Source organism: Citrobacter sp. Cpo091 (genome assembly GCF_030332645.1).
GTDB lineage: Bacteria > Pseudomonadota > Gammaproteobacteria > Enterobacterales > Enterobacteriaceae > Citrobacter > Citrobacter portucalensis.
The window spans coordinates 253,403-277,803 of record NZ_JAOWHL010000040.1 but is presented as its reverse complement, the minus strand read 5'-3'; the positions used below and the strand labels follow the sequence as shown (position 1 = coordinate 277,803).

At 52.4% G+C, this 24,401-nt stretch carries 23 protein-coding genes and 1 tRNA gene; 10 read left to right on the top strand and 14 right to left on the bottom strand.

Going from position 1 to position 24,401, the window contains the following annotated elements:
• Positions 1–31 precede the first annotated feature (31 nt).
• The 6 genes from OGY04_RS20250 to OGY04_RS20225 are packed head-to-tail and all read left to right on the top strand — an operon-like array spanning position 32 to position 5,006.
• On the top strand, positions 32–769 hold the full coding sequence (locus OGY04_RS20250; protein WP_003027538.1) for a heme ABC transporter permease: 738 nt from the start codon (positions 32–34) through the stop codon (positions 767–769).
• Complete coding sequence (gene ccmD, locus OGY04_RS20245; RefSeq protein ID WP_020996676.1) at positions 766–978, top strand: heme exporter protein CcmD; 213 nt, start codon at positions 766–768, stop codon at positions 976–978. Before OGY04_RS20250 ends, ccmD begins: the two co-directional genes overlap by 4 nt.
• A complete protein-coding gene (ccmE, locus tag OGY04_RS20240) occupies positions 975–1,454 on the top strand; it encodes a cytochrome c maturation protein CcmE (RefSeq protein WP_016150677.1) in 480 nt (159 codons plus the stop codon). Before ccmD ends, ccmE begins: the two co-directional genes overlap by 4 nt.
• The gene (locus tag OGY04_RS20235) at positions 1,451–3,406 is read left to right on the top strand and encodes a heme lyase CcmF/NrfE family subunit (protein ID WP_008785295.1); all 1,956 of its coding nucleotides are present in this window, start codon (positions 1,451–1,453) and stop codon (positions 3,404–3,406) included. The genes ccmE and OGY04_RS20235 overlap by 4 nt, the downstream gene beginning before the upstream one ends.
• A complete protein-coding gene (dsbE, locus tag OGY04_RS20230; RefSeq protein ID WP_003834613.1) occupies positions 3,403–3,960 on the top strand; it encodes a thiol:disulfide interchange protein DsbE in 558 nt (185 codons plus the stop codon). The genes OGY04_RS20235 and dsbE overlap by 4 nt, the downstream gene beginning before the upstream one ends.
• Positions 3,957–5,006, top strand: a complete 1,050-nt coding sequence (locus OGY04_RS20225) for a cytochrome c-type biogenesis protein CcmH (protein ID WP_286585956.1) — start codon at positions 3,957–3,959, stop codon at positions 5,004–5,006. The genes dsbE and OGY04_RS20225 overlap by 4 nt, the downstream gene beginning before the upstream one ends.
• Positions 5,007–5,102: 96 nt before the next feature.
• On the opposite strand, the gene narP is transcribed toward OGY04_RS20225, so the two are convergent.
• From narP to OGY04_RS20205, 4 genes are all read right to left on the bottom strand, one after another.
• On the bottom strand, positions 5,103–5,750 hold the full coding sequence (gene narP, locus OGY04_RS20220; protein WP_003834605.1) for a nitrate/nitrite response regulator protein NarP: 648 nt from the start codon (positions 5,748–5,750) through the stop codon (positions 5,103–5,105).
• 209 nt (positions 5,751–5,959) lie between these two features.
• Positions 5,960–6,036: transfer RNA gene (locus OGY04_RS20215), tRNA-Pro, on the bottom strand.
• Positions 6,037–6,110: 74 nt separating this feature from the next.
• Positions 6,111–7,871: an LPS biosynthesis-modulating metalloenzyme YejM gene (yejM, locus tag OGY04_RS20210; protein WP_057066518.1), complete on the bottom strand. Its 1,761-nt coding sequence runs from the start codon at positions 7,869–7,871 to the stop codon at positions 6,111–6,113.
• A 31-nt stretch (positions 7,872–7,902) separates the two neighbouring features.
• Entirely contained in the window at positions 7,903–8,130 is a 228-nt protein-coding gene (locus tag OGY04_RS20205; protein WP_003027506.1) for a YejL family protein, read from the bottom strand.
• A 134-nt stretch (positions 8,131–8,264) separates the two neighbouring features.
• Between OGY04_RS20205 and yejK the strand changes: the two genes are divergently transcribed.
• Complete coding sequence (yejK, locus tag OGY04_RS20200; RefSeq protein WP_286585955.1) at positions 8,265–9,272, top strand: nucleoid-associated protein YejK; 1,008 nt, start codon at positions 8,265–8,267, stop codon at positions 9,270–9,272.
• A gap of 120 nt (positions 9,273–9,392) precedes the next feature.
• On the opposite strand, the gene rplY is transcribed toward yejK, so the two are convergent.
• Together rplY and radD are read right to left on the bottom strand one after the other, a co-directional pair.
• Positions 9,393–9,677 (bottom strand): 50S ribosomal protein L25, encoded by a 285-nt coding sequence (gene rplY / locus OGY04_RS20195; protein WP_043016994.1) that lies wholly within the window; start codon positions 9,675–9,677, stop codon positions 9,393–9,395.
• Positions 9,678–9,801: 124 nt separating this feature from the next.
• A complete protein-coding gene (gene radD, locus OGY04_RS20190; protein WP_008785292.1) occupies positions 9,802–11,562 on the bottom strand; it encodes a DNA repair helicase RadD in 1,761 nt (586 codons plus the stop codon).
• A gap of 151 nt (positions 11,563–11,713) precedes the next feature.
• Between radD and rsuA the strand changes: the two genes are divergently transcribed.
• The 3 genes from rsuA to OGY04_RS20175 all read left to right on the top strand — a co-directional run bounded on the left by rsuA (position 11,714) and on the right by OGY04_RS20175 (position 14,305).
• Complete coding sequence (gene rsuA / locus OGY04_RS20185) at positions 11,714–12,421, top strand: 16S rRNA pseudouridine(516) synthase RsuA (protein WP_286585954.1); 708 nt, start codon at positions 11,714–11,716, stop codon at positions 12,419–12,421.
• 15 nt (positions 12,422–12,436) lie between these two features.
• Positions 12,437–13,627, top strand: coding sequence for a Bcr/CflA family multidrug efflux MFS transporter (locus OGY04_RS20180; protein ID WP_003834584.1), 1,191 nt, complete (start codon positions 12,437–12,439; stop codon positions 13,625–13,627).
• A 333-nt stretch (positions 13,628–13,960) separates the two neighbouring features.
• A complete protein-coding gene (locus OGY04_RS20175; protein ID WP_085951589.1) occupies positions 13,961–14,305 on the top strand; it encodes a YejG family protein in 345 nt (114 codons plus the stop codon).
• Between the two features lie 3 nt (positions 14,306–14,308).
• On the opposite strand, the gene yejF is transcribed toward OGY04_RS20175, so the two are convergent.
• The 8 genes from yejF to OGY04_RS20135 all read right to left on the bottom strand — a co-directional run bounded on the left by yejF (position 14,309) and on the right by OGY04_RS20135 (position 24,378).
• A complete protein-coding gene (gene yejF, locus OGY04_RS20170; protein WP_191238282.1) occupies positions 14,309–15,898 on the bottom strand; it encodes a microcin C ABC transporter ATP-binding protein YejF in 1,590 nt (529 codons plus the stop codon).
• A gap of 1 nt (position 15,899) precedes the next feature.
• Positions 15,900–16,925, bottom strand: coding sequence for an ABC transporter permease (locus OGY04_RS20165; protein WP_003834577.1), 1,026 nt, complete (start codon positions 16,923–16,925; stop codon positions 15,900–15,902).
• Positions 16,925–18,019 (bottom strand): microcin C ABC transporter permease YejB, encoded by a 1,095-nt coding sequence (locus OGY04_RS20160; RefSeq protein WP_286585953.1) that lies wholly within the window; start codon positions 18,017–18,019, stop codon positions 16,925–16,927. The genes OGY04_RS20165 and OGY04_RS20160 overlap by 1 nt, the downstream gene beginning before the upstream one ends.
• Positions 18,020–19,834 carry an extracellular solute-binding protein gene (locus OGY04_RS20155; protein WP_286585952.1) on the bottom strand — a complete coding sequence of 605 codons (1,815 nt, stop codon included), beginning with the start codon at positions 19,832–19,834 and terminating at the stop codon, positions 18,020–18,022.
• Positions 19,835–19,934: 100 nt separating this feature from the next.
• On the bottom strand, positions 19,935–21,494 hold the full coding sequence (locus OGY04_RS20150) for a cyclic di-GMP phosphodiesterase (RefSeq protein ID WP_008785287.1): 1,560 nt from the start codon (positions 21,492–21,494) through the stop codon (positions 19,935–19,937).
• A 167-nt stretch (positions 21,495–21,661) separates the two neighbouring features.
• The gene (gene mepS / locus OGY04_RS20145) at positions 21,662–22,231 is read right to left on the bottom strand and encodes a bifunctional murein DD-endopeptidase/murein LD-carboxypeptidase (protein WP_003834567.1); all 570 of its coding nucleotides are present in this window, start codon (positions 22,229–22,231) and stop codon (positions 21,662–21,664) included.
• A gap of 413 nt (positions 22,232–22,644) precedes the next feature.
• Positions 22,645–23,358, bottom strand: coding sequence for a phosphatase PAP2 family protein (locus tag OGY04_RS20140; protein ID WP_191215549.1), 714 nt, complete (start codon positions 23,356–23,358; stop codon positions 22,645–22,647).
• A 33-nt stretch (positions 23,359–23,391) separates the two neighbouring features.
• Positions 23,392–24,378, bottom strand: a complete 987-nt coding sequence (locus OGY04_RS20135) for a CobW family GTP-binding protein (protein WP_003834563.1) — start codon at positions 24,376–24,378, stop codon at positions 23,392–23,394.
• Positions 24,379–24,401: the final 23 nt, after the last annotated feature.

Genomic DNA, 24,401 nt, shown 5'->3' with positions numbered 1-24,401 from the left:
ATTTTAATTTATGGAGTCTGGTGACTGAACTATGTGGAAAACACTTCATCAATTGGCGATGCCCCCTCGGCTCTATCAGATCTGTGGCTGGTTTATCCCGTGGCTGGCGATTGCCAGCGCGGTGGTACTGATAACGGGATGGGTCTGGGGCTTTGGTTTTGCGCCTGCGGATTATCAGCAGGGGCAGAGCTATCGCATTATTTATCTGCACGTTCCGGCGGCAATCTGGTCGATGGGCATTTATGCCTCGATGGCTGTTGCCGCGTTTATCGGCCTGGTCTGGCAGATGAAAATGGCTAATCTGGCGCTGGCTGCGATGGCGCCGATTGGTGCAGTGTTTACCTTTATTGCGCTGGTGACCGGCTCCGCATGGGGCAAACCGATGTGGGGAACCTGGTGGGTCTGGGATGCCCGACTCACCTCTGAACTGGTGCTGCTGTTTCTCTACGTGGGCGCCATTGCGCTGTGGCATGCCTTTGACGACCGCCGTCTGGCAGGTCGTGCCGCCGGTATTCTGGTGCTGATTGGCGTGGTCAACTTACCGATTATCCACTATTCGGTTGAGTGGTGGAATACGCTGCATCAGGGTTCTACCCGCATGCAGCAAAGCATCGATCCGGCGATGCGTACGCCGCTGCGTCTGGCGATCGTCGGCTACCTGTTACTGTTTGTCACGCTGGCGCTGATGCGCATGCGTAACCTGATTTTGATGATGGAAAAACGCCGCCCGTGGGTGAGCGAACTGATCTTAAAAAGAGGCCGCCAATGACCCCTGCATTTGCATCATGGAGTGATTTTTTCGCGATGGGCGGCTACGCCTTGTATGTCTGGCTTGCCGTAGCGATGAGCGTTATCCCGCTGGTGGTGCTGGTACTGCATTCCGCGTTACAACATCGCGCAATTTTACGCGGTGTGGCGCAGCAGCGGGCGAGAGAAGCGCGTATGCGTGCGGCGCAAGTGCAACGGGAGGCGGCGTGAATATTCGACGTAAAAATCGGTTATGGATAGCCTGTGCGGTACTGGCGGGTCTGGCGTTGACCATTACGCTGGTGCTTTATGCGCTGCGTTCTAATATTGACCTGTTCTATACGCCGGGAGAGATACTCTACGGTAAGCGCGAAACGCAGCAGATGCCCGAAGTCGGTCAGCGCCTGCGCGTGGGCGGAATGGTGATGCCCGGTAGCGTAAAGCGCGATCCGCAGTCGTTGAAGGTGAATTTCAGTATCTATGACGCCGAAGGTGTGGTGGATGTCACCTACGAAGGCATTCTGCCGGATCTGTTCCGCGAAGGGCAGGGTGTTGTTGTTCAGGGCGAGCTGAACGAAGGAAATCATGTGCAGGCCAAAGAAGTTCTTGCCAAACATGATGAGAATTACACCCCGCCGGAAGTCGAAAAAGCGATGCAGGAAAACCATCGTCGCCCGGAAAGTGTTTATAAGGATAAAACGTCATGATGCCTGAAATTGGCAATGCGCTGTTGTGCCTTGCGCTCGGCGTGGCGTTACTACTGTCAGTCTATCCGCTGTGGGGCGTAGCGCGCGGCGACGTGCGAATGATGGCCTCCGCGCGGCCTTTTGCCTGGGTTCTTTTTATCTGCGTGATGGGGGCGTTCCTGATTCTGGTCAACGCCTTCGTGGTTAATGACTTTACTGTCACCTACGTTGCCAGCAACTCCAATACCCAGCTTCCGGTCTGGTATCGGGTGGCAGCAACCTGGGGGGCTCATGAAGGCTCGCTGTTGCTATGGGTGCTGCTGATGAGCGGCTGGACCTTCGCCGTTGCGGCGTTCAGCCAGCGTATGCCGCTGGACATCGTTGCTCGCGTGCTGGCGGTGATGGGGATGGTAAGCGTTGGCTTTCTGCTGTTTATTCTGTTTACCTCCAACCCGTTTGCCCGTACGTTGCCCAACTTCCCTATTGAAGGGCGCGACCTGAACCCGCTGTTGCAGGATCCGGGGCTGATTTTCCATCCGCCGTTGCTGTACATGGGGTATGTCGGCTTCTCCGTGGCCTTCGCGTTTGCGATTGCCGCGCTGATGAGCGGACGACTGGACAGTACTTTCGCCCGTTTTTCGCGTCCGTGGACGCTGGCGGCGTGGGTGTTCCTGACGCTGGGTATTGTGCTCGGTTCGGCCTGGGCCTATTACGAGCTGGGCTGGGGCGGTTGGTGGTTCTGGGATCCGGTTGAGAACGCCTCGTTTATGCCATGGCTGGTGGGAACGGCGCTGATGCACTCGCTGTCGGTAACCGAACAGCGTGCCAGCTTTAAAGCCTGGACGCTGCTGCTGTCAATCTGCGCATTCTCGCTTTGCCTGTTAGGTACTTTCCTGGTGCGCTCCGGCGTGTTGGTATCGGTGCATGCCTTCGCCTCCGATCCGTCACGCGGGATGTTTATTCTGGCCTTTATGGTATTGGTGATTGGCGGCTCCCTGCTGCTGTTTGCGGTGCGCGGTCACAAGGTCCGCTCACGGGTGAACAACGCGCTGTGGTCGCGTGAATCTCTGCTGTTGGGCAACAACGTTCTGCTGATTGCCGCCATGCTGGTGGTGCTCTTGGGCACGCTGCTGCCGCTGGTGCACAAACAGCTGGGTCTGGGCAGCATTTCGATTGGCGAACCGTTCTTCAACACCATGTTTACCTGGCTGATGGCGCCGTTCGCGCTGTTGCTGGGAATTGGGCCATTAGTGCGTTGGGGCCGTGACCGACCGCGTAAACTGAAAACGTTACTGATTATCGCGTTTGTCACCACGCTTGTTCTGTCGCTGCTGCTGCCGTGGTTGTTTGAGGATCGCATTGCCGCTATGACGGTGGTAGGGCTGGCGATGGCATGCTGGATATTCGTGCTGGCGATGTCCGAAGCGTTCCTGCGTGTTTCCCGCGGAACGAAGTTAACACCAAGCTATTGGGGCATGGTGTCGGGCCACGTTGGGCTGGCGATTACTATTGTCGGTATTGCCTTCAGCCAGAACTACAGCGTTGAACGCGATGTGCGCATGAAAGCGGGTGATAGCGTCAGTATCCATAACTATCAGTTCACGTTCCGCGAAGTGAAAGATATTACCGGACCTAACTACCGGGGTGGTGTCGCCATTATTGGCGTTACCCGAGATGGTAAACCGGAAGCCACGCTGCATGCGGAAAAACGCTTCTATAATAGCACCAGTTCGATGATGACCGAAGCGGCAATTGACGGCGGATTCACGCGCGATCTGTACGCCGCGCTGGGTGAAGAACTGGATAACGGCGCATGGGCTGTGCGTCTGTACTACAAACCGTTTATTCGCTGGATTTGGGCCGGAGGATTGCTGATGGCGCTGGGCGGATTGTTCTGCCTGTTTGATCCACGCTATCGTCAGCGCGCGCGTCCTCGCGCCGCGGTGCAAAAAAATGCGTCGGAGGCTGTATGAAGCGCAATGCACTGTTAATTCCGTTTATTATTTTTCTGATCATTGCTGCGGCGCTGCTGTGGCAGCTGGCGCGTAACGCTCAGGGAGACGATCCCACGAATCTGGAATCGGCGCTGATCGGCAAACCCGTTCCGACATTCCGCCTGGAGTCGCTGGAGAATCCGGGTCAGCATTATCAGGCCGATGTGCTGACCCAGGGCAAACCGGTACTGCTGAACGTCTGGGCGACCTGGTGCCCGACCTGTCGCGCCGAACATCAGTATCTGAACCAGCTATCTGCACAAGGCGTGCGGGTGGTGGGTCTGAACTATAAAGACGATCGTCAGAAAGCCATTGTCTGGCTGAAAGAGCTGGGCAATCCTTACTCATTAAGCCTGTTTGACGGCGACGGTATGCTCGGTCTGGATCTTGGCGTGTACGGCGCGCCGGAAACGTTCCTGATCGACGGTAAAGGTATTATTCGCTATCGCCATGCCGGTGATTTGAATGCCAGGGTGTGGGAGAGCGAGATCAAACCGTTGTGGGATAAGTACAGTAAGGAGGCTGCGCAATGAGATTTTTACTGGGCCTGCTGATGCTGGTTATCTCGGGATCTGCGCTGGCGACCATCGATGTGATGCAGTTTAAGGATGAAGCGCAGGAGCAGCAGTTCCGTCAGCTTACCGAACAGCTGCGCTGTCCTAAATGTCAGAACAACAGTATCGCCGATTCTAACTCGATGATTGCCACCGACCTGCGCCAGAAAGTGTACGAACTGATGCAGGAAGGGAAAAGCCAGAAAGAAATTGTCGATTATATGGTGGCGCGCTACGGCAACTTTGTCACTTACGATCCGCCGTTGACGCCGCTTACTGTGCTTTTGTGGGTGATGCCGGTGGTAGCGATTGGTTTGGGCGGCTGGATTATTTTTGCCCGTACTCGCCGACGCGTCCGGGTGAAGCTTGAAGAGTTTCCTGACGACGTTATCCCGGATGGCAAGCGCGGTGGATTTGGGTTGTTTGTGCCCGGCATCGTGGTGGCGCTGATCGTTGGCGCGGTGAGCTATTATGAAACCGGCAGCTATAAGCAGGTTCAGGTCTGGCAGCAGGCCACCGCTCAGGCTCCGGCGCTGCTGGAACGCGCGTTGGATCCGAAAGCTGACCCGCTCAATGAAGAAAATATGACACGTCTGGCGCTGGGACTGCGCACGCGTTTACAAGCCGATCCTACAAACGTTGAAGGTTGGATCATGCTTGGGCGTATTGGCATGGTACTCGGTAACGCCAGTACGGCCACTGAAGCCTATGCCAATGCCTATCGACTGGATCCTAAAAACAGCGATGCGGCGCTGGGTTATGCGGAAGCACTGACCCGTTCATCCGATCCTGACGATAATCGCCGGGGAGGGGAGCTGTTACGCCAGCTGGTGCGCGGCGAGCATGCCAACGTGCGGGTTCTCAGCATGTACGCGTTTAACGCTTTTGAACAGCAGCGCTTCGGCGAGGCGGTTGCGGCGTGGGAGATGATGCTGAAATTATTACCGGCCAATGATACCCGTCGGGCGGTGATAGAACGCAGCATTAAGCAGGCGATGGAGCAGCTAACGCCGCAGGAGAAGTAAGAGTCCAGATTACCCGAAGGCGTGCTGCTTTCGGGCCTGTGCGAGCTTTGTAGGCCGGATAAGACGCTGCTGCGTCGTCATCCGGCATCTCATTGATTACTGCATGCCGCGCGTTTGCAAAAACAGGATGGTGGCAGCAACGCGAGAACGCACGTTGAGTTTGCGCAGCAGGTTGCGAATATGCACCTTCACCGTCTGTTCAGAAATATTCAGCACTGATGCAATCTGTTTGTTCGACAGTCCCTGAGCAAGTTCATGCAATACATCCAGCTCGCGTTCGGTGAGAATGCTGAATGGATCTTCCTGCGCGCCAAACAGGTCACGTTCGCGCAGATATTCGCTAACACGAGCGCTAAACGCTTTACCACCTTTGGCGCCGTTACGAATGGCTTCCAGCAAGACTTCGGGATCGCTATCTTTCAGTAAATAACCATCCGCGCCGGCATCAATTAAGGCGTACACATCGCTGGCGGCATCCGATACGGTAAGAATAATAATTTGCGCGGTGACGCCGTCCCGACGCAGCGCATTCAGGGTGTCCAGCCCGCTCATACCTTTCATATTGAGATCCAGCAGGATCACATCAAGGTCCAGACGGTTTGCCAGATCGATAGCACTTGCGCCGTCGCCTGCTTCAGCGACTACGTCAAATGCGGGATCCAGTTGCAATAATTGACTAATTCCCCGCCGCATGAGTGGGTGGTCGTCGACAATCAGCACCCGAAAAGGCGTTACTTCAGGCATACTATTCTCCTGAGCTTTTATTAGTATCATTATTGTTTTCAGCGCATCAATCGTCCAGATTCATCGCGCTGATGAGAGGATGAATTTTACCCCAATTTGTGCATGGGTAAGTAGCAAAACCTGTGCTGAAGGCTGCTGTAAAACTCAGGAATGCGGAATCGCGGACATAAAAAAAACCAACCGCAAGGGTTGGTTTTTTTAGGGATTTTTGGTCGGCACGAGAGGATTTGAACCTCCGACCCCCGACACCCCATGACGGTGCGCTACCAGGCTGCGCTACGTGCCGACGCTATGGCTGCTAATACTACTGCTTTCCGCTACGAATGCAAGAGGATGCCTCACTAACTGATTTATAATTAATCAGTTAGCAATAAATCGTTTCTCATCCGTCAGAACCTGTAGCAGCAGGCTGAGCTGCGGTTTCTGATCTTTTATTTTCTCGCCACGTAAATCATAGGTCTGATAATTTCCGTTGTTGTTCAGCACCAGCGTCATCTCTGGCGTAGTCACTGCCATCGTGCTGCCGTCAGCGGCGGTCACCCAGTAATGGCGACGTGTAGCATTGAACAAATCCTGCCCCTGCGAGTATTCGTTAGCCGGCGTGCTGACATGCAGCAGGCGCTGCATCAGCGTCGTCATCAGGTCTGTATGATCGGTCAGGCTATTGATACGCTGGGCAGGTGTTCCCGGCCAGTGAATCACCAGAGGAACCTGCAGATGACCGCGCGACCAGGCAAAGTTGTTCTCTTCCTGAGTCAGTGGCACACCGCGGCCAGCGGTGATAATCACCACCGTGTTGTCCAGTTTACCCGAGTCGCGCAGGGCGCTAAGAACACGGTTAATATTGGCATCCACATCCTGAGCGGCGCTGGCGTAGCGTTTGGCAAAGTTCTTCTGGTTACTGTCATCAAGGTTTGTCCCGTTAAAGGAGACCCAGGAGAACCAGCGATTATCTTCCTGCGCGTAGCGTCCCAGCCAGTTAATCCATTGGCTTGCGGTTTGCTCATCAGATTGTGTTTGCACGCTCGGCATGGAGAAGTCTGACAGCAGCGCCTGGCGATAAAGCGGGCTGGTAAAGCCATCCGAGGAGAATAGTCCTAACTGATACCCTTGCTGGTTCAGTGCAGAGATCAGCGCCGCAGGCGTTCGGGTCGACAAAATGCCGTCCATGTAGCTTGGCGATACACCATAGAACAGGCCAAAGATCCCGTTATCCGTGGTGTTGCCTGAGCTCATGTGACGTGTAAAGGAGATATTCTGCCCGGCGAACTCAGCCAGCGCAGGCATCTGTTTTTCAAAGCGTGAGTAGTTCAGGCCGTCTACGGTGATCAGCAGAACGTTCTGGCCGGTGCCCAGATCGCGATAGTGCAGTTCGCTGAGCGGGTACTGCACGGAAACCGCTTCCGGATTACCCTGTTCGATCAGGCGACGCTGATACTCTTGCGCATCCAGCAGGCCATGTTTTTCCAGAAACTTACGCGCCGTCATCGGGTAGGAGAGCGGCAGGTTTGCGCGCTGCATGGTAATCGGGCGATAGAAATTGGCATCTGCCCAGATATACACCACATGCGAGGCGATAAAAGAAACGAAGAAGAATGCCGCTAACGGTTTTGCGAAATGGCGACGACGCGTCAGGCTGCGCAGCTTTTGCCAGCTCCAGGTCGCAAACAACATTTCTATTAACAGGATAACCGGCACGCTGATAAACAACAGTTGCCAGTCACGCGCCGCTTCGTTCTGGTCAGGATTAATGACCAGTTCCCAGACTATCGGGTTAAGGTGCAGGTGGAAGCGGGTGAAAACTTCGCTGTCGATTAACAACAGCGTCATGCCAGCTGTCGCCAGAATAGCTGATAAGAATCGCATCAGCCTCTGGGACATGACGATAAACGTCAGGGGAAACAGGATTAGCAGATAGGTGGCAAACACCAGAAAGCTAAAATGCCCGACAACGCTCAGGTAGGAATATACACGACCTGCAAGGGTTGTCGGCCAGTCGGCGACAAACAGGTAACGGCTACCGAGAACCATGGCCAACAGAATGTTGAACAAGGCAAACCAGTGCCCCCAGCTAACCATCTGGGAGACTTTCTCACGGTAGCGCTGACGATGAGTTACCATAAACTATTGTTCGTTTCCCCGGAGCAGGCTCTTAATGCGCTTGGTCGTCGTTTACCGAAGACTGCAATGCGCGGGCAAAAGAGTTGGCAATCGCCTGGCGCTGGGCCGGTGCGATGCTTGTATTGATAAGGTTAGTCACCATGTTTCCCAGAACCATCAGGGAAAGGTCGGTCGGCGCCTTATGTTTTTCCAGTACGTTGAGCATCTCATTCAGCAGTTGTTCAACGTGTTCGTCACTATAGCGGGAAATTTGTGGCATAAATCGAAATCAGTCTGTTCATGAAAGGGCAACATATTACCGTACAGACAGTTTTTTTTCTGCTTTTTTATCTTCTATTGCGTCACTGCCCGGCAGGTGGTTGAATACCGCCCGGTCTAAAAGGAGAGTTTATCATGAGTCTGGATATCAACCAGATTGCCCTGCACCAGCTTATCAAACGTGACGAGCAGAACCTTGAGCTGGTCTTGCGCGATTCATTACTGGAACCGACAGCGACGGTTGTCGATATGATGGCTGAGTTGCATCGGGTGTATAGCGCCAAGAATAAAGCCTATGGCCTGTTTAGCGAAGAGAGTGAACTGGCGCAAACGCTGCGTTTACAGCGTCAGGGCGAAGAGGATTTTCTGGCATTTAGTCGTGCCGCGACCGGACGCTTGCGGGACGAGCTGGCGAAATATCCTTTTGCCGACGGCGGCATTGTCCTGTTCTGCCATTACCGCTATCTGGCGGTAGAGTATCTGCTGGTCGCCGTGCTGAACAATTTAAGCAGCATGCGCGTCAATGAAAATCTGGATATCAACCCGACGCACTATCTGGATATCAATCATGCGGACATCGTGGCGCGTATTGATTTAACCGAGTGGGAAACCAATCAGGAGTCCACACGCTATCTGACGTTCCTGAAAGGGCGGGTAGGGCGCAAAGTCGCCGATTTCTTTATGGATTTCCTCGGTGCCAGCGAAGGTCTGAACGCCAAAGCACAAAACCGTGGCCTGCTGCAGGCGCTCGATGACTTTACCAATGAGGCTCAACTCGATAAAGCCGAACGCCAGAACGTGCGTCAGCAGGTGTACAGCTACTGTAACGAGCAGCTGCAGGCTGGTGAAGAGATCGAACTGGAGTCGCTGTCTAAAGAGCTTTCCGGCGTCAGTGAAGTCAGCTTCAGCGAATTTACCGCTGATAAAGGCTACGAGCTGGAAGAGAGCTTCCCTGCGGATCGCAGTACGCTGCGTCAGTTAACCAAATTTGCCGGCAGCGGCGGTGGGTTAACCATTAACTTCGACGCTATGTTACTGGGTGAACGTATTTTCTGGGATCCGGCGACGGACACCTTGACCATCAAAGGTACGCCGCCGAACCTGCGCGACCAGCTGCAGCGCCGCACGTCTGGCGGGAAATAAAACCGTGTGCCGGGTGAGAGCGTTAACGCCTTATCCGGTCGACGAGAACCATCAGTATCGATGACAAAATCCCATAAAAAAACCCCGCCTTGGCGGGGTTTTTCTTCAACTTGTTTGCGATTACGCGCGAACGAAGTCGATGTGAGTCAGCTTCGGCTTGAACGGGTGACGCTGTACAGCCTGAGCTTTAACTTTAACTTCTTTACCGTCAACAACGATGGTCAGAACTTCGCTGTAGAATTCAGCTTTAGCTTGCATGTTCATAACTGCATCGTGATCCAGTTCGATAGCAATCGGGGCTTCTGCGCCACCGTAGATGATTGCCGGGAACTTGTTAGCGGCACGCAGGCGGCGGCTCGCACCCTTACCCTGCTCTTTACGTACTTCAGCGTTGATAGTAAACATTTAAATCTCTCTTTAATAATTCCTGCTACAGGCGACCCAGCAACAGGTAAGTGATCTGCTTTGCGTATGCAAAAGCGGGCGAGATTCTATACTCAAACGGCTGGTACATCAATCAAAAGTACGATTAACCGCGTAATTCATGTGCCCGACGAAAGCGTCCTTCATAATCGAAGACCTTTTCACGGACCTGCCAGTACTGACCTTTCATGCGCGCCACCACGAAATCAGGATGCCGTAACAACGCCTGCTGATTGAGGATATCGGCGGCGGTTATCCAGCGTAAGGGTATACCGGGTGTTCGGGTGTGCGGGCGAATAAACAGTTGTTCGAAGGCCGTACGCTGCGCGGGAGTGTGCAGGCGAAAGCGTTCGCTGACGTCAGCGCCATCTTCATCGTAATAGGTGATTTTCAGCCATTCGCCTTTATCATCCTGCCCGTTTTGTAACACCATACCGCTACAGCGCAGGACCAGCGCATCTTTGAGCCTGAGCGCGGCTTTCAGCATGTCATCCGGGTCAACCAGCACCGTGTCGCACTCGCGACAACGGCGGGCGGCGATGTCATTTTCCGCGTTGCACTGTGGGCAGTTTTTAAAACGGAAACGAAAATCGCACTGTTCGCGATGGCCGTCATCATCTTCAAACCATCCCTGGCAGCGGCGGCCAAAATGTTCAATCAGCGTGCCGTCTGCCGTGGTTTTGCCCCAGAAGGTGTTTGCAAATCCGCAGGCAGGACAGAACACCTGTACCGGAACGTTGTCGCTTTTCCCTTTCGGAGCACCCACTTCCGGTGCGTACAGATCGTGCGGGTTGCCGGCGTAATCGAGGATCAGACAGTCGGTTTTACCCGGTGCAAGGCGCAACCCACGACCAACAATTTGTTGGTAAAGGCTAACTGACTCTGTTGGGCGCAGAATGGCGATAAGGTCGACGTGCGGTGCATCGAAGCCGGTGGTCAGGACCGATACATTCACCAGATAGCGAAAACGCTGGGCTTTGAACTCTTCAATCAGCACGTCGCGCTCAGCGCCTGGCGTATCTCCAGTGATTAGCGCGGCGTCGTCAGCGGGCAGCAGGCCCTGAATTTCTTTGGCGTGCTCAACGGTGGCGGCGAAAATCATCACCCCTTTGCGGGTTTGGGCAAACTCGATAATCTGGCTGATGATATGTGGCGTTATTCGTTGCTGCTTTTTCAGCTCCTGATTCAGATCCGCTTCGCTAAACAGGCCGTTACTCTGCGCCTGCAGGCGACTAAAGTCATACTGCACGACCGGCATGTCGAGGCGTTCTGGCGGCGTCAGGTAGCCGTGTTTAATCATGTAGCGCAGCGGTAATTCATAAATGCAGTCGCGAAACAGCGCTTTTTCATCGCCGCGCACCATACCATGATAATGAAAATGATAAATCCAGCCCTTACCCAAACGAAAAGGTGTGGCAGTAAGCCCGAGCAGACGTAAGTGGGGATTTACTTTAGTCAGGTGAGTGAGGATTTGCTGATACTGACTCTCTTCATCATCGCCAATACGGTGGCATTCATCGACGATCAGCAGGGAGAATTCACCCTGAAAGGCCTCCAGATTACGCGCTACCGACTGTACGCTGCCAAAGACTACTTTCCCGTGGCTCTCTTTACGCTTCAGGCCTGCGGCAAAAATATCGGCTTCAAGCCCCAGCGCACAATATTTGGCATGGTTTTGTGCGACCAGTTCTTTGACGTGCGCCAGTACCAGTACGCGACCACGTGCCACGCGGGCCAGTTCAGCAATCACCAGACTTTTGCCCGCGCCGGTTGGCAGGACGATAACCGCCGGGGTGCGGTGGTGGCGAAAATGGTTGAGCGTGGCGTCCACGGCTTCTTTTTGGTACGGGCGAAGAGTAAAAATCATGAGCTCATTAAGGTAAACAGCAACAATGTATAGTATGCCATGAATCATTTCCCTTGAGGGATGGTGTAACACCGCTATACTGGGCGGATAATAGTCCCACTTTTCGGGCGTAAACCCGCTTCTCGTATTTTTACAGGCAAAAATCACACTCATGCGACTTGATAAATTTATCGCTCAGCAACTCGGCGTCAGCCGCGCTATTGCCGGGCGTGAGATCCGTGCTAACCGCGTTACCGTCGACGGTGAAATCGTTAAAAACAGTGCCTTTAAGCTGCTACCAGAACACGACGTCGAATATGACGGTAATTCCCTGGTTCAACAAAATGGCCCGCGCTATTTTATGCTGAATAAGCCTCAGGGTTATGTTTGCTCAACGGATGACCCGGATCATCCGACGGTGCTCTATTTCCTTGATGAACCGGTTGCCTACAAACTGCATGCGGCAGGGCGTCTGGATATCGACACCACCGGACTGGTACTGATGACCGATGACGGACAGTGGTCGCATCGTATCACCTCTCCTCGTCACCATTGTGAGAAAACCTATCTGGTGACGCTGGAGTCGCCAGTGGCAGACGATACCGCCGAGCAGTTTGCCCATGGCGTACAGTTGCATAATGAAAAAGACCTGACCAAACCGGCTGTTCTGGAGGTCATTACGCCAACTCAGGTGCGATTGACCATCAGCGAAGGGCGCTATCATCAGGTAAAACGTATGTTTGCCGCGCTGGGTAACCACGTTGTGGAACTGCACCGTGAACGAATTGGTGACATCAGGCTTGATGACGATCTGGAGCCGGGTGAATACCGTCCATTGACCGAAGAAGAAATCGCCAGCGTTAACTTAACCCCGCGTTAATTTCAGGAGCTAAATGTGACCACCCGGCAGAACTCGTCAATTGCCATAGTCTTTATCCTTGGCTTGTTAGCCATGCTGATGCCGTTGTCGATTGATATGTATCTTCCGGCGCTACCTGTTATCTCAGAACAGTTTGGTGTGCCTGCGGGTAGCGCGCAGATGACCCTCAGTACCTATATTCTGGGGTTTGCAGTGGGGCAGTTGCTCTATGGCCCAATGGCTGACAGCATTGGGCGCAAGCCGGTGATTCTGGGCGGAACGCTGGTGTTTGCGGCGGCGGCAGTGGCCTGCGCCCTGGCGCAAACTATCGATCAACTGATCGTGATGCGTTTCTTCCACGGTCTGGCTGCTGCGGCGGCGAGCGTGGTAATCAACGCCCTGATGCGCGATATCTATCCAAAGGAAGAGTTCTCGCGCATGATGTCATTCGTCATGTTGGTCACCACGATAGCGCCATTACTGGCACCTATCGTGGGTGGTTGGGTGCTGGTATGGCTGAGCTGGCACTATATCTTTTGGATCCTCGCCATGGCGGCTGTTCTGGCGTCGGTGATGATCTTTACGCTGATCAAAGAGACCCTGCCTGTAGAGCGTCGCCAGCCGTTTCGCCTGCGTACCACTATTGGCAACTTTGCCTCGCTGTTTCGTCATAAACGAGTGCTGAGCTATATGCTGGCCAGTGGGTTCAGCTTTGCCGGGATGTTCTCGTTTCTGAGCGCCGGACCCTTTGTTTACATTGAGATCAACCACGTTTCACCGCAGCATTTCGGTTATTACTTCGCACTGAACATCGTATTCCTGTTCGTGATGACTATCATCAACAGTCGCTTTGTGCGTCGGGTTGGGGCATTGAATATGTTCCGTACCGGTCTGTGGATCCAGTTCGTGATGGCGGGATGGATGGTCTTTAGCGCACTGTTTGGGCTGGGGTTCTGGGCTCTGGTCGTTGGCGTTGCGGCGTTTGTTGGCTGTGTATCGATGGTGTCATCAAACGCCATGGCGGTTATTCTGGATGAATTTCCGCATATGGCGGGAACGGCGTCATCGCTGGCTGGGACATTCCGCTTTGGTATTGGCGCCATTGTCGGGGCCCTGTTGTCTCTGGCGACCTTTAACTCGGCCTGGCCAATGATATGGTCGATCGCATTTTGCGCTACCTGCTCAATTCTCTTCTATCTTTACGCCAGTCGCGCTCAAAAACGGTGATCTATTACACAACCTGGGGGCCATAAGGTCTCCAGAGTTGATGTACATCAACCGCAAATCTATCATTTCCCCCGCTTATGTTTATTTTATGTAAAATCAATTTATGTAAAAAGTCACATCATTGTAGTTAAAAAGGTTGAGTTAGATCGCAGAAACGAGTACATATAGCCCGGAAATATGCCAGAACCGTTGAATAAATTTAATTACTGGGTTCTGTAAGCAGCATAAGTACTGGATGTAAACGTTTACCAACTGTTTAAAGACGTATTGTCAATGATGTGTTAATATTGATGTAAAATAATTGTGAAGTGATTGTGCTTCCAGGGAAAGAAAGTGATGACATTACAACTCTCAATCGTTCATCGTCTGCCGCAGAGCTATCGTTGGTCGGTGGGTTTCGCAGGTTCGAAAGTTGAACCGATTCCGCAAAACGGTCAGAGTAATGAGAACAGCCTGGTGGCACTCAAATTGCTCAGTCCTGATGGTGACAGCGCGTGGTCAGTCATGCATAAGCTCAGCCAGGCCCTCAGTGATATCGAGGTTCCTTGTTCCGTACTGGAATGTGAAGGGGAGCCGTGCCTGTTTGTGAATCGCCAGGACGAATTTGCCGCGACCTGCAGACTGAAAAACTTCGGCGTGGCTATCGCAGAACCGTTTTCAAACAACAATCCTTTTTGAGCGTCAGCTTAGCGCGAGCAGCTGACGTGTATAGGCCTGCTGTGGTGCGTTAAAGACGTGCTCGCATTGCCCTTGCTCCACGACCTCTCCCTGACGTAGCACAATAACCTGATGGCATAACGCGCGTACTACGTGCAAATCATGGCTGATAAAAATATAAGCCAGCCGATGCTTTTCCTGTAAGGATTTTAACAACGTCAGGATTTGCGCCTGTACGGTCCTGTCGAGCGACGATGTTGGTTCATCCAGAATGATCAGGGAAGGTTTGAGAATCAATGCTCTCGCAATAGCAATGCGTTGGCGTTGCCCACCAGAAAACTCCGCAGGATAACGATGTCGCGTTTCGCTATCCAATCCCACTTCCGCCATTACCGCTTTCACCTGTGCCTCGCGTTGTTCGGCTGACAGGGTAGGCTGATGAACGCGCAACCCCTCCTCGATAATCTGTAGCACGCTCAGGCGTGGGTTTAGCGAGGAGTTGGGATCCTGAAATACCACCTGAATACGGTGACGGACCGGCAACAGCTGGCGTCGATTTAAGGTATGCAGTGCCAGACCATCGAACACAATGCTTCCCTGCGAGGTGATTAACCGCAGAAGCGCCAGTCCGGTAGTGCTTTTTCCTGAGCCTGACTCTCCCACCAGCCCCAGCGTTTCACCGGGCCGGAGGGAAAAACTGACGTCGTTAACGACGACGTTGTGGTCCACCACGCGTTTCAGGATACCTTTGCGGATAGGAAAGGCGACGCGGAGTTTTTCCACTTCCAGCAACGGAGCTTGCCCGACAGGCAAAAGTACCGGGTCGCCGGAAGGTTCGCTGTTTAACAATTTCTTCGTGTAGGGATGCGTTGGCGCAGTGAGCAACTGTGCTGCTCTATTTTGCTCAACGCACTGGCCGTTTTGCATGACCGCCACGGTATCGGCCAGTTTTTTCACAATGCTCAGGTTGTGGGTGATGAACAGTAATCCCATGTTCAGTTCGCGCTGTAGTTCCCTCAGCAGTTGCAGGATCTGTGCCTGGACGGAAACGTCCAGCGCGGTAGTCGGTTCATCGGCAATAAGCAGCTCCGGTCGTGTTAGCAACGCCATGGCGATCATCACGCGCTGGCGTTCACCGCCGGACAGTTGGTGCGGGTAATCTGCGAGACGTTTGGCTGCCTGACGGATGCCTACGCGATCCAGGCAGGTCAGGATTTCTGCCCGCGCCGCCTCCCGACGCATTCCCCTATGCAGCGACAGCACTTCATAAAGCTGTTTTTCCAGATTGTGGAGCGGGTTCAGTGACACCATCGGCTCCTGGAAAATCATGGCGATTTTATTCCCCCGTACGCCGCGAAGCGTCTGCTCGTTGGCGTGAAGTAATGATTCACCATGAAAACGGATGTCCCCGGAAGGGTAAACTACCGGAGGGGACGGTAACAACCGTAGGATAGAAAGCGCGGTCACGCTTTTCCCCGAGCCAGACTCGCCCACCAGCGCTAGCGTTTGTCCGGCATCAACCCGTAGTGAGAGGGCATTGACTACGGTGCGCACGGTCTCTTGTTGACGAAAACCTACCGATAAATTTTCAATGGCTAACAGAGGTTGTGTCATTTTAAATCGCCTTGTTGGGATCAAACGCATCGCGTACCGCTTCACCAATAAAGATCAGTAGTGATAGTAGCAGGGCAACGGAGATGAACGCGGTGATGCCAAGCCACGGTGCCTGCAGGTTGTTTTTACCCTGTAACAGGAGTTCTCCCAGTGATGGCGAGCCAAGCGGTAAACCGAACCCAAGAAAATCCAGTGAGGTCAGAGTAGTTATCGAGGCGCATAAAATAAACGGTAAAAAAGTCAGGGCCGCGACCATCGCGTTGGGCAGCATATGACGCAGAATAATACTGCGATCGCTTACGCCTAGCGCTTGAGCGGCTCGAATGTAATCAAAGTTTCGGGTACGTAAAAATTCCGCGCGCACCACGCCAACCAGGCTCATCCAGCCAAACAGCACAGTAATGCCCAGCAGCCACCAGAAGTTAGGCTGGACCACGCTCGACAATAGAATGATGAGAAACAGCGTTGGCATTCCTGACCAAACTTCAATGAATCGTTGCCCCCACAGGTCCACCTTGCCGCCATAATAGCCCTGAATTGCGCCAGCCATAATGCCCATCACGCTCGAACAGAGGGTGAGCATTAGACCAAACAAGACAGAAATACGTGTGCCGTAGAGGATGCGCGCCAGTACATCACCGCCGTTGGCGTCTGTTCCCAGCCAGTTTTGTGCGGAAGGCGGGGAAGGGAAGGGCTTATCGGTGGCAAAGTTAATGCTGGTGGCCCCAAAGCGTATTGGTGCCCACAGGATCCAGCCCTGGTTTTCCAGGCGCTGTTGTAGCCACGGGTCCTGATAATCAGCCTGAGTCGCCAGCGGTCCGCCGAAGTCGCTTTCACTGTAGTTTTTGAACAGGGGGAAATACCAGCTATTGTCGTAGCGCACCAGTAGCGGCTTATCATTGGCAATCAGTTCTGAACACAGGCTAAGACCGAACAGCACCAGAAAAATCCACAGCGACCAGTAGCCGCGACGATTGTGGCGAAAGCGCGCCCAGCGGGCCTGATTGACGGGGCTTAATCGCGACATTAGCGTCCCTCAAAATCAATACGAGGATCGACCAGCGTATAGCTGATGTCGCTGAGGATATTCAGCAGCAGACCGATCAGGGTGAAGATATAAAGCGTGCCAAACATTACCGGGTAGTCGCGTGATACGGTGGATTCATAACCCAGCAATCCCAGGCCGTTAAGCGAAAACATCACTTCAATCAGCAGTGAGCCGGTAAAAAACATGCTGATAAACGTTGCCGGGAAGCCGGCGATCACCAGCAACATGGCATTGCGAAACACATGTTTCCACAGAATATTTTTCTCGCTGACCCCTTTAGCGCGTGCGGTGACGACATATTGTTTGCGCACCTCATCCAGAAATGAGTTCTTGGTCAGCATAGTCAGTGCGGCAAACCCACCAACCACCGTCGCCAGCACCGGCAGGGTAATATGCCAAAGGTAGTCGGTTACTTTCTGATACCAGGGCAGGGAGTCAAAATTGGCGGATACCAGCCCGCGAAGCGGGAACAGGTCGTAGTAGCTTCCCCCGGCAAAAAAGACGATCAGCAAAATGGCAAACAGAAAGGCCGGTATGGCATAGCCGATAATAATAAATGCGCTGCTCCAGACATCAAACCGGCTGCCGTTATGCACCGCTTTGCGGATCCCAAGCGGTATCGACACCAGATAGATGATGAGCGTACTCCACAGCCCCAGCGTGACGGAAACAGGCAGGCTGTCTTTGATAAGCGTCAGCACCGAGGCGCTACGAAACAGGCTGTCACCGAAATCGAAACGAATGTAATCCCAGAGCATTTTGAAGTAACGCTCATGAATGGGCTTATCGAACCCATAGCGGCGAGTGATTTCGGCGATCACTTCCGGGTCCAGACCCCGGCCGCCTCGATAATTACTGTCGCTGATGTTACCAACGCCGGTTTGCGCGTGGCTGGCACGAACGCCTTCGCTACCCGCGCCGGGTAATGCCCCGTTTTGCCCGAACTCAATGGCGGCGACGGCCTGTTCAACCGGTCCGCCTGGGGCTATTTGCACGATAAAAAAGTTGATGGTGATGATGGCCCAAAGCGTTGGGATCACCAGCAGTAGACGTCGAATCAGATACGCGCCCATTTATTCTCCCTGTCGTCTGGCAGCGGGCAGTTTCGCCGCTTTGTTGACGTCATACCACCAGTTGTCGAGGCCAATGGTGTAAATTGGGCGAATAGCAGGATGTGAAAATTTATCCCACCATGCAATGCGATCCTCTGCCATAAACCACATCGGCAACATGTAGTAGTTCCAGGTTAATACCCTGTCCAGTGCCCGGCCTAGTGGGATCAATTTGGCTTTATCACCTTGTGCCGCGATGATTTGGTCGATCAGTTTATCAATCACCGGGCTTTGTACGCCGGGGGCGTTGTAGCTGGAGTCAATATATTGAGAGGCCCACAGAATTTGCAGGTCTGAACTCGGCCACGGCATCGCGCGATACAACCTCGGCATCATGTCATAGTCGCGACTGCGCAGGCGGTTCGTGATTTGTGAGTTATCCACCTGGCGGATATTCATGGTAATACCTAAGCGCTGCAGGTTGTGCTGGAACGGCAGCACCCATTGACTGTTGCTGCCCGCCGGGAGCAACAGTTCAAAGCTCAGAGGTTTACCGCTGGCGCTATTTACCCGCTGCTGACCCTTTAGTACCCACCCGGCCTGCTCCAGTAAGGTATCGGCTTTCAACAGGTTGTCGCGATCGTAGCCATCGCCTTTTGATTTTGGCGGCTGATAGATTTGGCTAAAGACCTCAGGGGGGAGATCTTTTTTCAAGGGCGCGAGTATCACCAGCTCATCTGCGTCGGGGTATTTTGTCGCGGCATATTCGGTATTCTGAAAATAGCTGTTGGTCCGGCTCCAGGCATTATAGAACAGCGCTTTATTCATCCATTCAAAATCAAAAGCCAGCGTGATGGCTTCCCGTACCCGTCGGTCGCTGAATACCGGACGCTGAATATTAAATGCCAGCCAGCGGGTATCCTGCGCGGACTCGTTTTTTTGCTCATCTTTGATGATGTAATGATTCGCGAAATTTTTCCCGGTATAACGCGTCGCCCAGTTTTTGGCATCATTTTCAAGACGCAGATCAAACGCACCGGCCTTAAACGCTTCAAAGGCGACGTTATCATCCAGATAGTAGTCGTAGCGGATGGTATCAAAGTTCCAGCGTCCACGATTGACTGGCAGATTAGCGGCCCAATAATCTTTGACGCGCGAATAGACAATATACTGGCCCATCTTCCATTTCGTAATGCGATAAGGGCCACTGGCGAGCGGCGGCGATGATAAGGGATCGCTGAGCTTATGATCTTTCCAGTACTTCTCTGACATCACGGGTAATGAAAACAGGCTGAGCATGTCCTCTTTACCCGGTTTGGCTAATTCAATGCGTACGGTTAATGGCGCGATGGCTTTTACCGTTGTTCCCTTGTAGACCAGACGAAACTGCGGCACGCCTTCAGTCATAAATTTGTGGAAGGTGAATGCGACGTCGCGGGCGGTAATGGGTGAGCCATCGTGAAAACGCGCTCGTGGATTAATGGCAATTTCTACCCAGGAATAGTCGTCAGCATAGCGTGCGCTGTCGGCAATGAGCGGGTAATAGCTACCAGGTTCATCGTCAGAGGTCGTAAACAACGTATCGTAAAGCGTTTCGGTACGTGCACCAGGGTTACCGCGCATCGCATAGCGGTTAAAGTTGTCAAACGTGCCAATGGCGGACAGGGTGATTTGACCCCCTTTAGGGGCTGCGGGATTTACATAATCGAAGTGATTAAAGTTAAATGCGTACTTCGGTTCACCCAGTACGGCAAAAGCATAGCTTTCTTTGATGGATTGCGCCTGGGCGCTAAACCCGATGAGGGTAATAAACAGAAACAGTACGCGAGGGATCATATAAAAGCGATTTCCTTTTCCTGCCACAACCCGACGGGCATCATGCCTGAAAGATAAGGGATGTAGCGGCGAGTGAGAGTATATGAATCGCATACTGCGATCACCACGTCGGCTTATTGGGCTGTGCCATCCAACGCACAAAATCAGCAAGCTTTAATGGTCGGCTAATCCAGTATCCCTGGAAAAAATGCACCCCACGATCGCGCAGCCAACGGGCTTGCTCAGGAGTTTCTACCCCTTCCGCAACCGTCAGCATATTAAGACGTTTAGAAAGTGTCAACACGGCGTCCAGAACCGGAGAGGTCAGGGTTTCCGTCCCGATGGCGTTAATAAATCCGCGATCGATTTTCAGGTAGTCAACGGTAAAGCGTTCCAGATAAATAAGCGCGCTATGGCCGGTGCCAAAATCATCAATCGCAATTTCAAAACCTGCGGAATGTAGCCATTCAAATAGCTTTGTGGCCTCGTGCTGATTGAGCATATCTCGTTCAGTGATTTCCAGCACTATCTGAAAATAGTTTGCGGGAAGTGAAGCGTGCAGGTGCCGGATGTCGTCTTTAAATGTCTCGCCATGCAGATGCGATGGCGCGATATTGATCCCCAATTTTGCGCCAGCGGGTAACACTTTTTGCAGCGCCGGGGCATCCTGGGCGATCAACTTAAAGAGATGCTGAGTCAGCGGGACAATCATTTTCTGTGATTCAGCGTAATGAATAAAGGCATCCGGTGGGATCTCGCCCGTTGTTGGGTGATTCCAACGTAACAGGACCTCGACGCCTTTCACTTCCAGCGTTTGCATCTCTACGACGGGCTGGTACACCACATAAAACTGGTTATGCTTGATGGCGTTGAGGATATCTTTGCCTGGGCGTAAACGGATGCTGTAGATGTAGTACCAGAGGAGAAGGGCGGCAATAATCCCGGCCATACATCCCAACAAAATAGAATACCAGACGTCGGTATAGCTCCACTCTTGTGCGTATAAGCGAATTTTAAGCGGGATCCCTTCAAGAGTGGCCTGCCGCCAGGAGGTATGAGGAAGAGCGGAGACATCGATGATTCGCGATGAGAATGTCGAAATTGCGGTATTACCGACGATAATTGCAATACCGTCAAAATCATCCTGCCGGGCGGTATAGAGCAGATAAGGTGCCAGATTGATATTCAGTGAGGTAAATACGCCGCTATCGTTGAACGACGCGTTTCGGTGCCAAATCATGATCGCTGGTTTGTCCGGCATCATGGGCGTACCGGGAAGTAATTCCACATCAATATTTCTGCTGATATCGAGGTTCGGGATCAAATCTAAAATCGGAGTGAACATGGAACCTGTTGCGGAAGAGCAGAAAGCGATACCGTCTTTTACCAGTAAGAAAGCGCGAACGTTCAGGCTAAAGGCTGCACTGGAGGTCAGTTTAGCGCCAACTTGTTGGCAACTGTTGGCAACCAGCGGCTGAAGGGCATCGGTGGTGGTTTTGAGGTCGGTAAAGTAGCTGCTGACGTAATTCTGGATATCGGCAAGGAGCGTGTCGTACTTAACTTCTCGTTTATGCCAGGTGACGAAAAACTGCAGGGTACTCACGAGTATTGCGACGATAAGCCCCGTTAACATACAGGAAAGCAGGATTTTCCGACCGGATGAAGAAGAGCGTCTGAACATAGATCCTTATTTTACCTGATTTAACCGCTTACTCTGTATGAATATAACCTGAAATGACTCATGTTGTGAGATTTTTCTTAGTCGCAGGGGGAAACAAAAAAGCACCGCCGAAGCAGTGCTTTTGGAATGTCTCATCAGGATAGCCAAGGGATAGCTGCCAAACGAAACTAACTGCGGCTCAGAACCCGGCGAGCTTCGTTGTAGCGTTTTTTCCAGTAAGGCTCGTTCATGCTGGAAATGATAACGCCACTGCTGGTCGAGGCATGTACAAACTGGTTGTTACCGATATAAATACCGACGTGACGGCCAGTAGAACCAGCACGGAACAGAACCAGATCGCCTGTGCGCAGATTAGTGCGCGAAACGGATTTTCCCGTTTCCTGTTGTTCATAGGTTGAGCGCGGAAGCTCTAAACCAAATTGCTCGCGGAATGTACGCTGCACGAAGCTTGAGCAATCAATACCTTTTTTGGTGCTGCCGCCAAGGCGGTAACGCACGCCTTTCCAGTCAGCATACTGGTCCATAATACGTGATTTAACATCGATATTACGTACCATATTTTCAAATTCATCCTGAGAGGCTTGCAGTGAAGAGTTATCTCCATTGCCCACAGCATGCGTCTCAGAATGCATATTCTTGGCGGTGTTCGTTGTGCTACATGCAGAAAGCAGAACCGCAACTGCTATCGCGGGTATGCCCCGCAAGATATATCTCAAAATCGGTTGAGATTTGACCATTTTGTTTGTTTTCCCTTGAAGTCCTTAACGATAAATATCGTTATAAAAAATGCCAAACGTGACGAGACTAATTACCATCGCACGATGAGACAATTCCTTAAGGTCAAATCTGTGGCAGAACGCACAAATTTATTCTGAAAGGGAATAATTATCCCGCGAGGCAAAACGAGTTCGAGATTACCCGATCGTTCCGGTCAATGCGAGTGATTTTACGTGATTTCTTATAAGAAAAATTGATACAGAAAGTGAATAAACGGCATTGTCTAAATTAAGAACAGTTAGGGCGAAAAATACGCAACCTACTCATTTTAAACATGAATAAGATGACAGGAGAATGACAATCAGAATGATGAAATATTGCCCGGCATCATCAGGGAATCAGAAGTATCCCTGATGATGTTAATTACTCTGCGTTATTTGTTTAAAAATTGTTTGTTTTTGCCGGGTAGATAATTCACGAACAGAGTGACTAATCGGTCGCTTAATGGCGTCATTAGCCACCAGGGAAGGCCAATCAAGACCACCGTCATGGAGCCAACCACGATATCAGTGAGCCAATGAGCGCCAATCATTACGCGCGGAAAGGCAAAAACCACAGCAATAATAAGGCCGATTATTCCTGCGACTTTTCCGAAATAACGCAGCATAAATGCGGAAAAAATAAGCAGCATCATGCCGTGATCGCCAGGAAAACTGTCTTTCGACGCATCTTTGGTCGGAATATGCAGCAGTTCGCTGACGCGATAAATATTATCCAGCATAAGCGTGGGGCTGGCGCGTTTAACGGGAATAAGCGCCTGGCCCAGCTGATTTAATACCACTGCGGTGAACAGCATAACCAAACCAATTGCCACAATGCGTCGGCGACCTTCCGACGTCTCTTTGAGCCAAAAGTGCAGCATCAATGCGCCCATAGCCAGCAATGAGCAGCCATCAAATGCCCGATTATTGGTAATAGCAACAACCCATAAGAACAGCGGGCTTTCCACCAGTTTATGATTAAAGAAGCGGAAGACGCCCGTATCGAGTGAAGACCAGAACCCATGCCCGGCTGGAATATACCAGGACAGAAACAGTGCCAGACCCGCAATATTAAGCAGGAGGATTAAAGGGTATCGGGTTTTCATCGTCGTTTACCATTGCTAAAAACGAAGGCAACCTTACGCGCTAGCGTCTAAACGAAGTCTCAACAACGCGCTCTGTAACGCATTCCAGTCAGTCTCGGTATCGGCGATGAGTTCAATACGGCTATCCGGTGGCGCGACGTTTTGCGTCTCTATATGCCAGTCGTCTCCCTGGCGGTTAATGCGTACCAGTCCTTCTTTAATACGCATTACCCCCTTCACGCGTCCAACAGGAGCAAGACGCGACCATTCCAGCAGACCGATGGTATCGAACACTGTATCGGCGTCAAAAATCCAACCGCAGGCCTGATGGCCCTGACCGCTGTTCAGGCTACGACGCCAACGCTGCTGTGCGGGTAAGCTCAACGCTGCCAGCCCCTTTTTGTTGGCATGGCTATGGGCGTGCTCCGCGCTTGCAGGAAGCTCCGCCAGGTTTAGTCGGGGCAAATCCAGTAGCTGACCGTCAATTTGCCCATGGTCGGCATGAACTAACTGGCGATTACCACCGTAGTGTTGCCACCAGCTTTGTAGGGCGTTTTCGCTTTCCGTCGTGGCACGGTCGGTTTTGTTGGCAACAATGATATCAGCGGCGGCCAGCTGATCGCGGAAATTGTCATTGGCGACGCTTTTCTCATCCAGTAACAGGCGAGGATCAAGGATACAGAGGGTTGCGCGCAGATCGATCCACGGCTCATAAACCGGTGCGGTGAGTAAATCCAGAATCTGTTTGGGATGCCCGAGGCCGGTGGGTTCAATCAGCAGGCGGTCGGGTTTTCCCTGACGCAGCAGCGTATTGAGGCCAACCTGCATTGGCAGACCGTTAACACAGCACATACAGCCGCCGGGGATCTCTTTTAGCAGCGCACCGCTGTCGGCCAGCAACGCGCCATCAATGCCAACTTCACCAAACTCATTAACCAGCACGGCCCACTTCTCAGCAGGGTCTTTGTTTGCCAACAAATGAAGAATAGAGGTGGTTTTGCCACTGCCGAGAAAACCAGTGATGAGATTGGTTTTAGTCACATTTACTCCAGAATCATAAATTA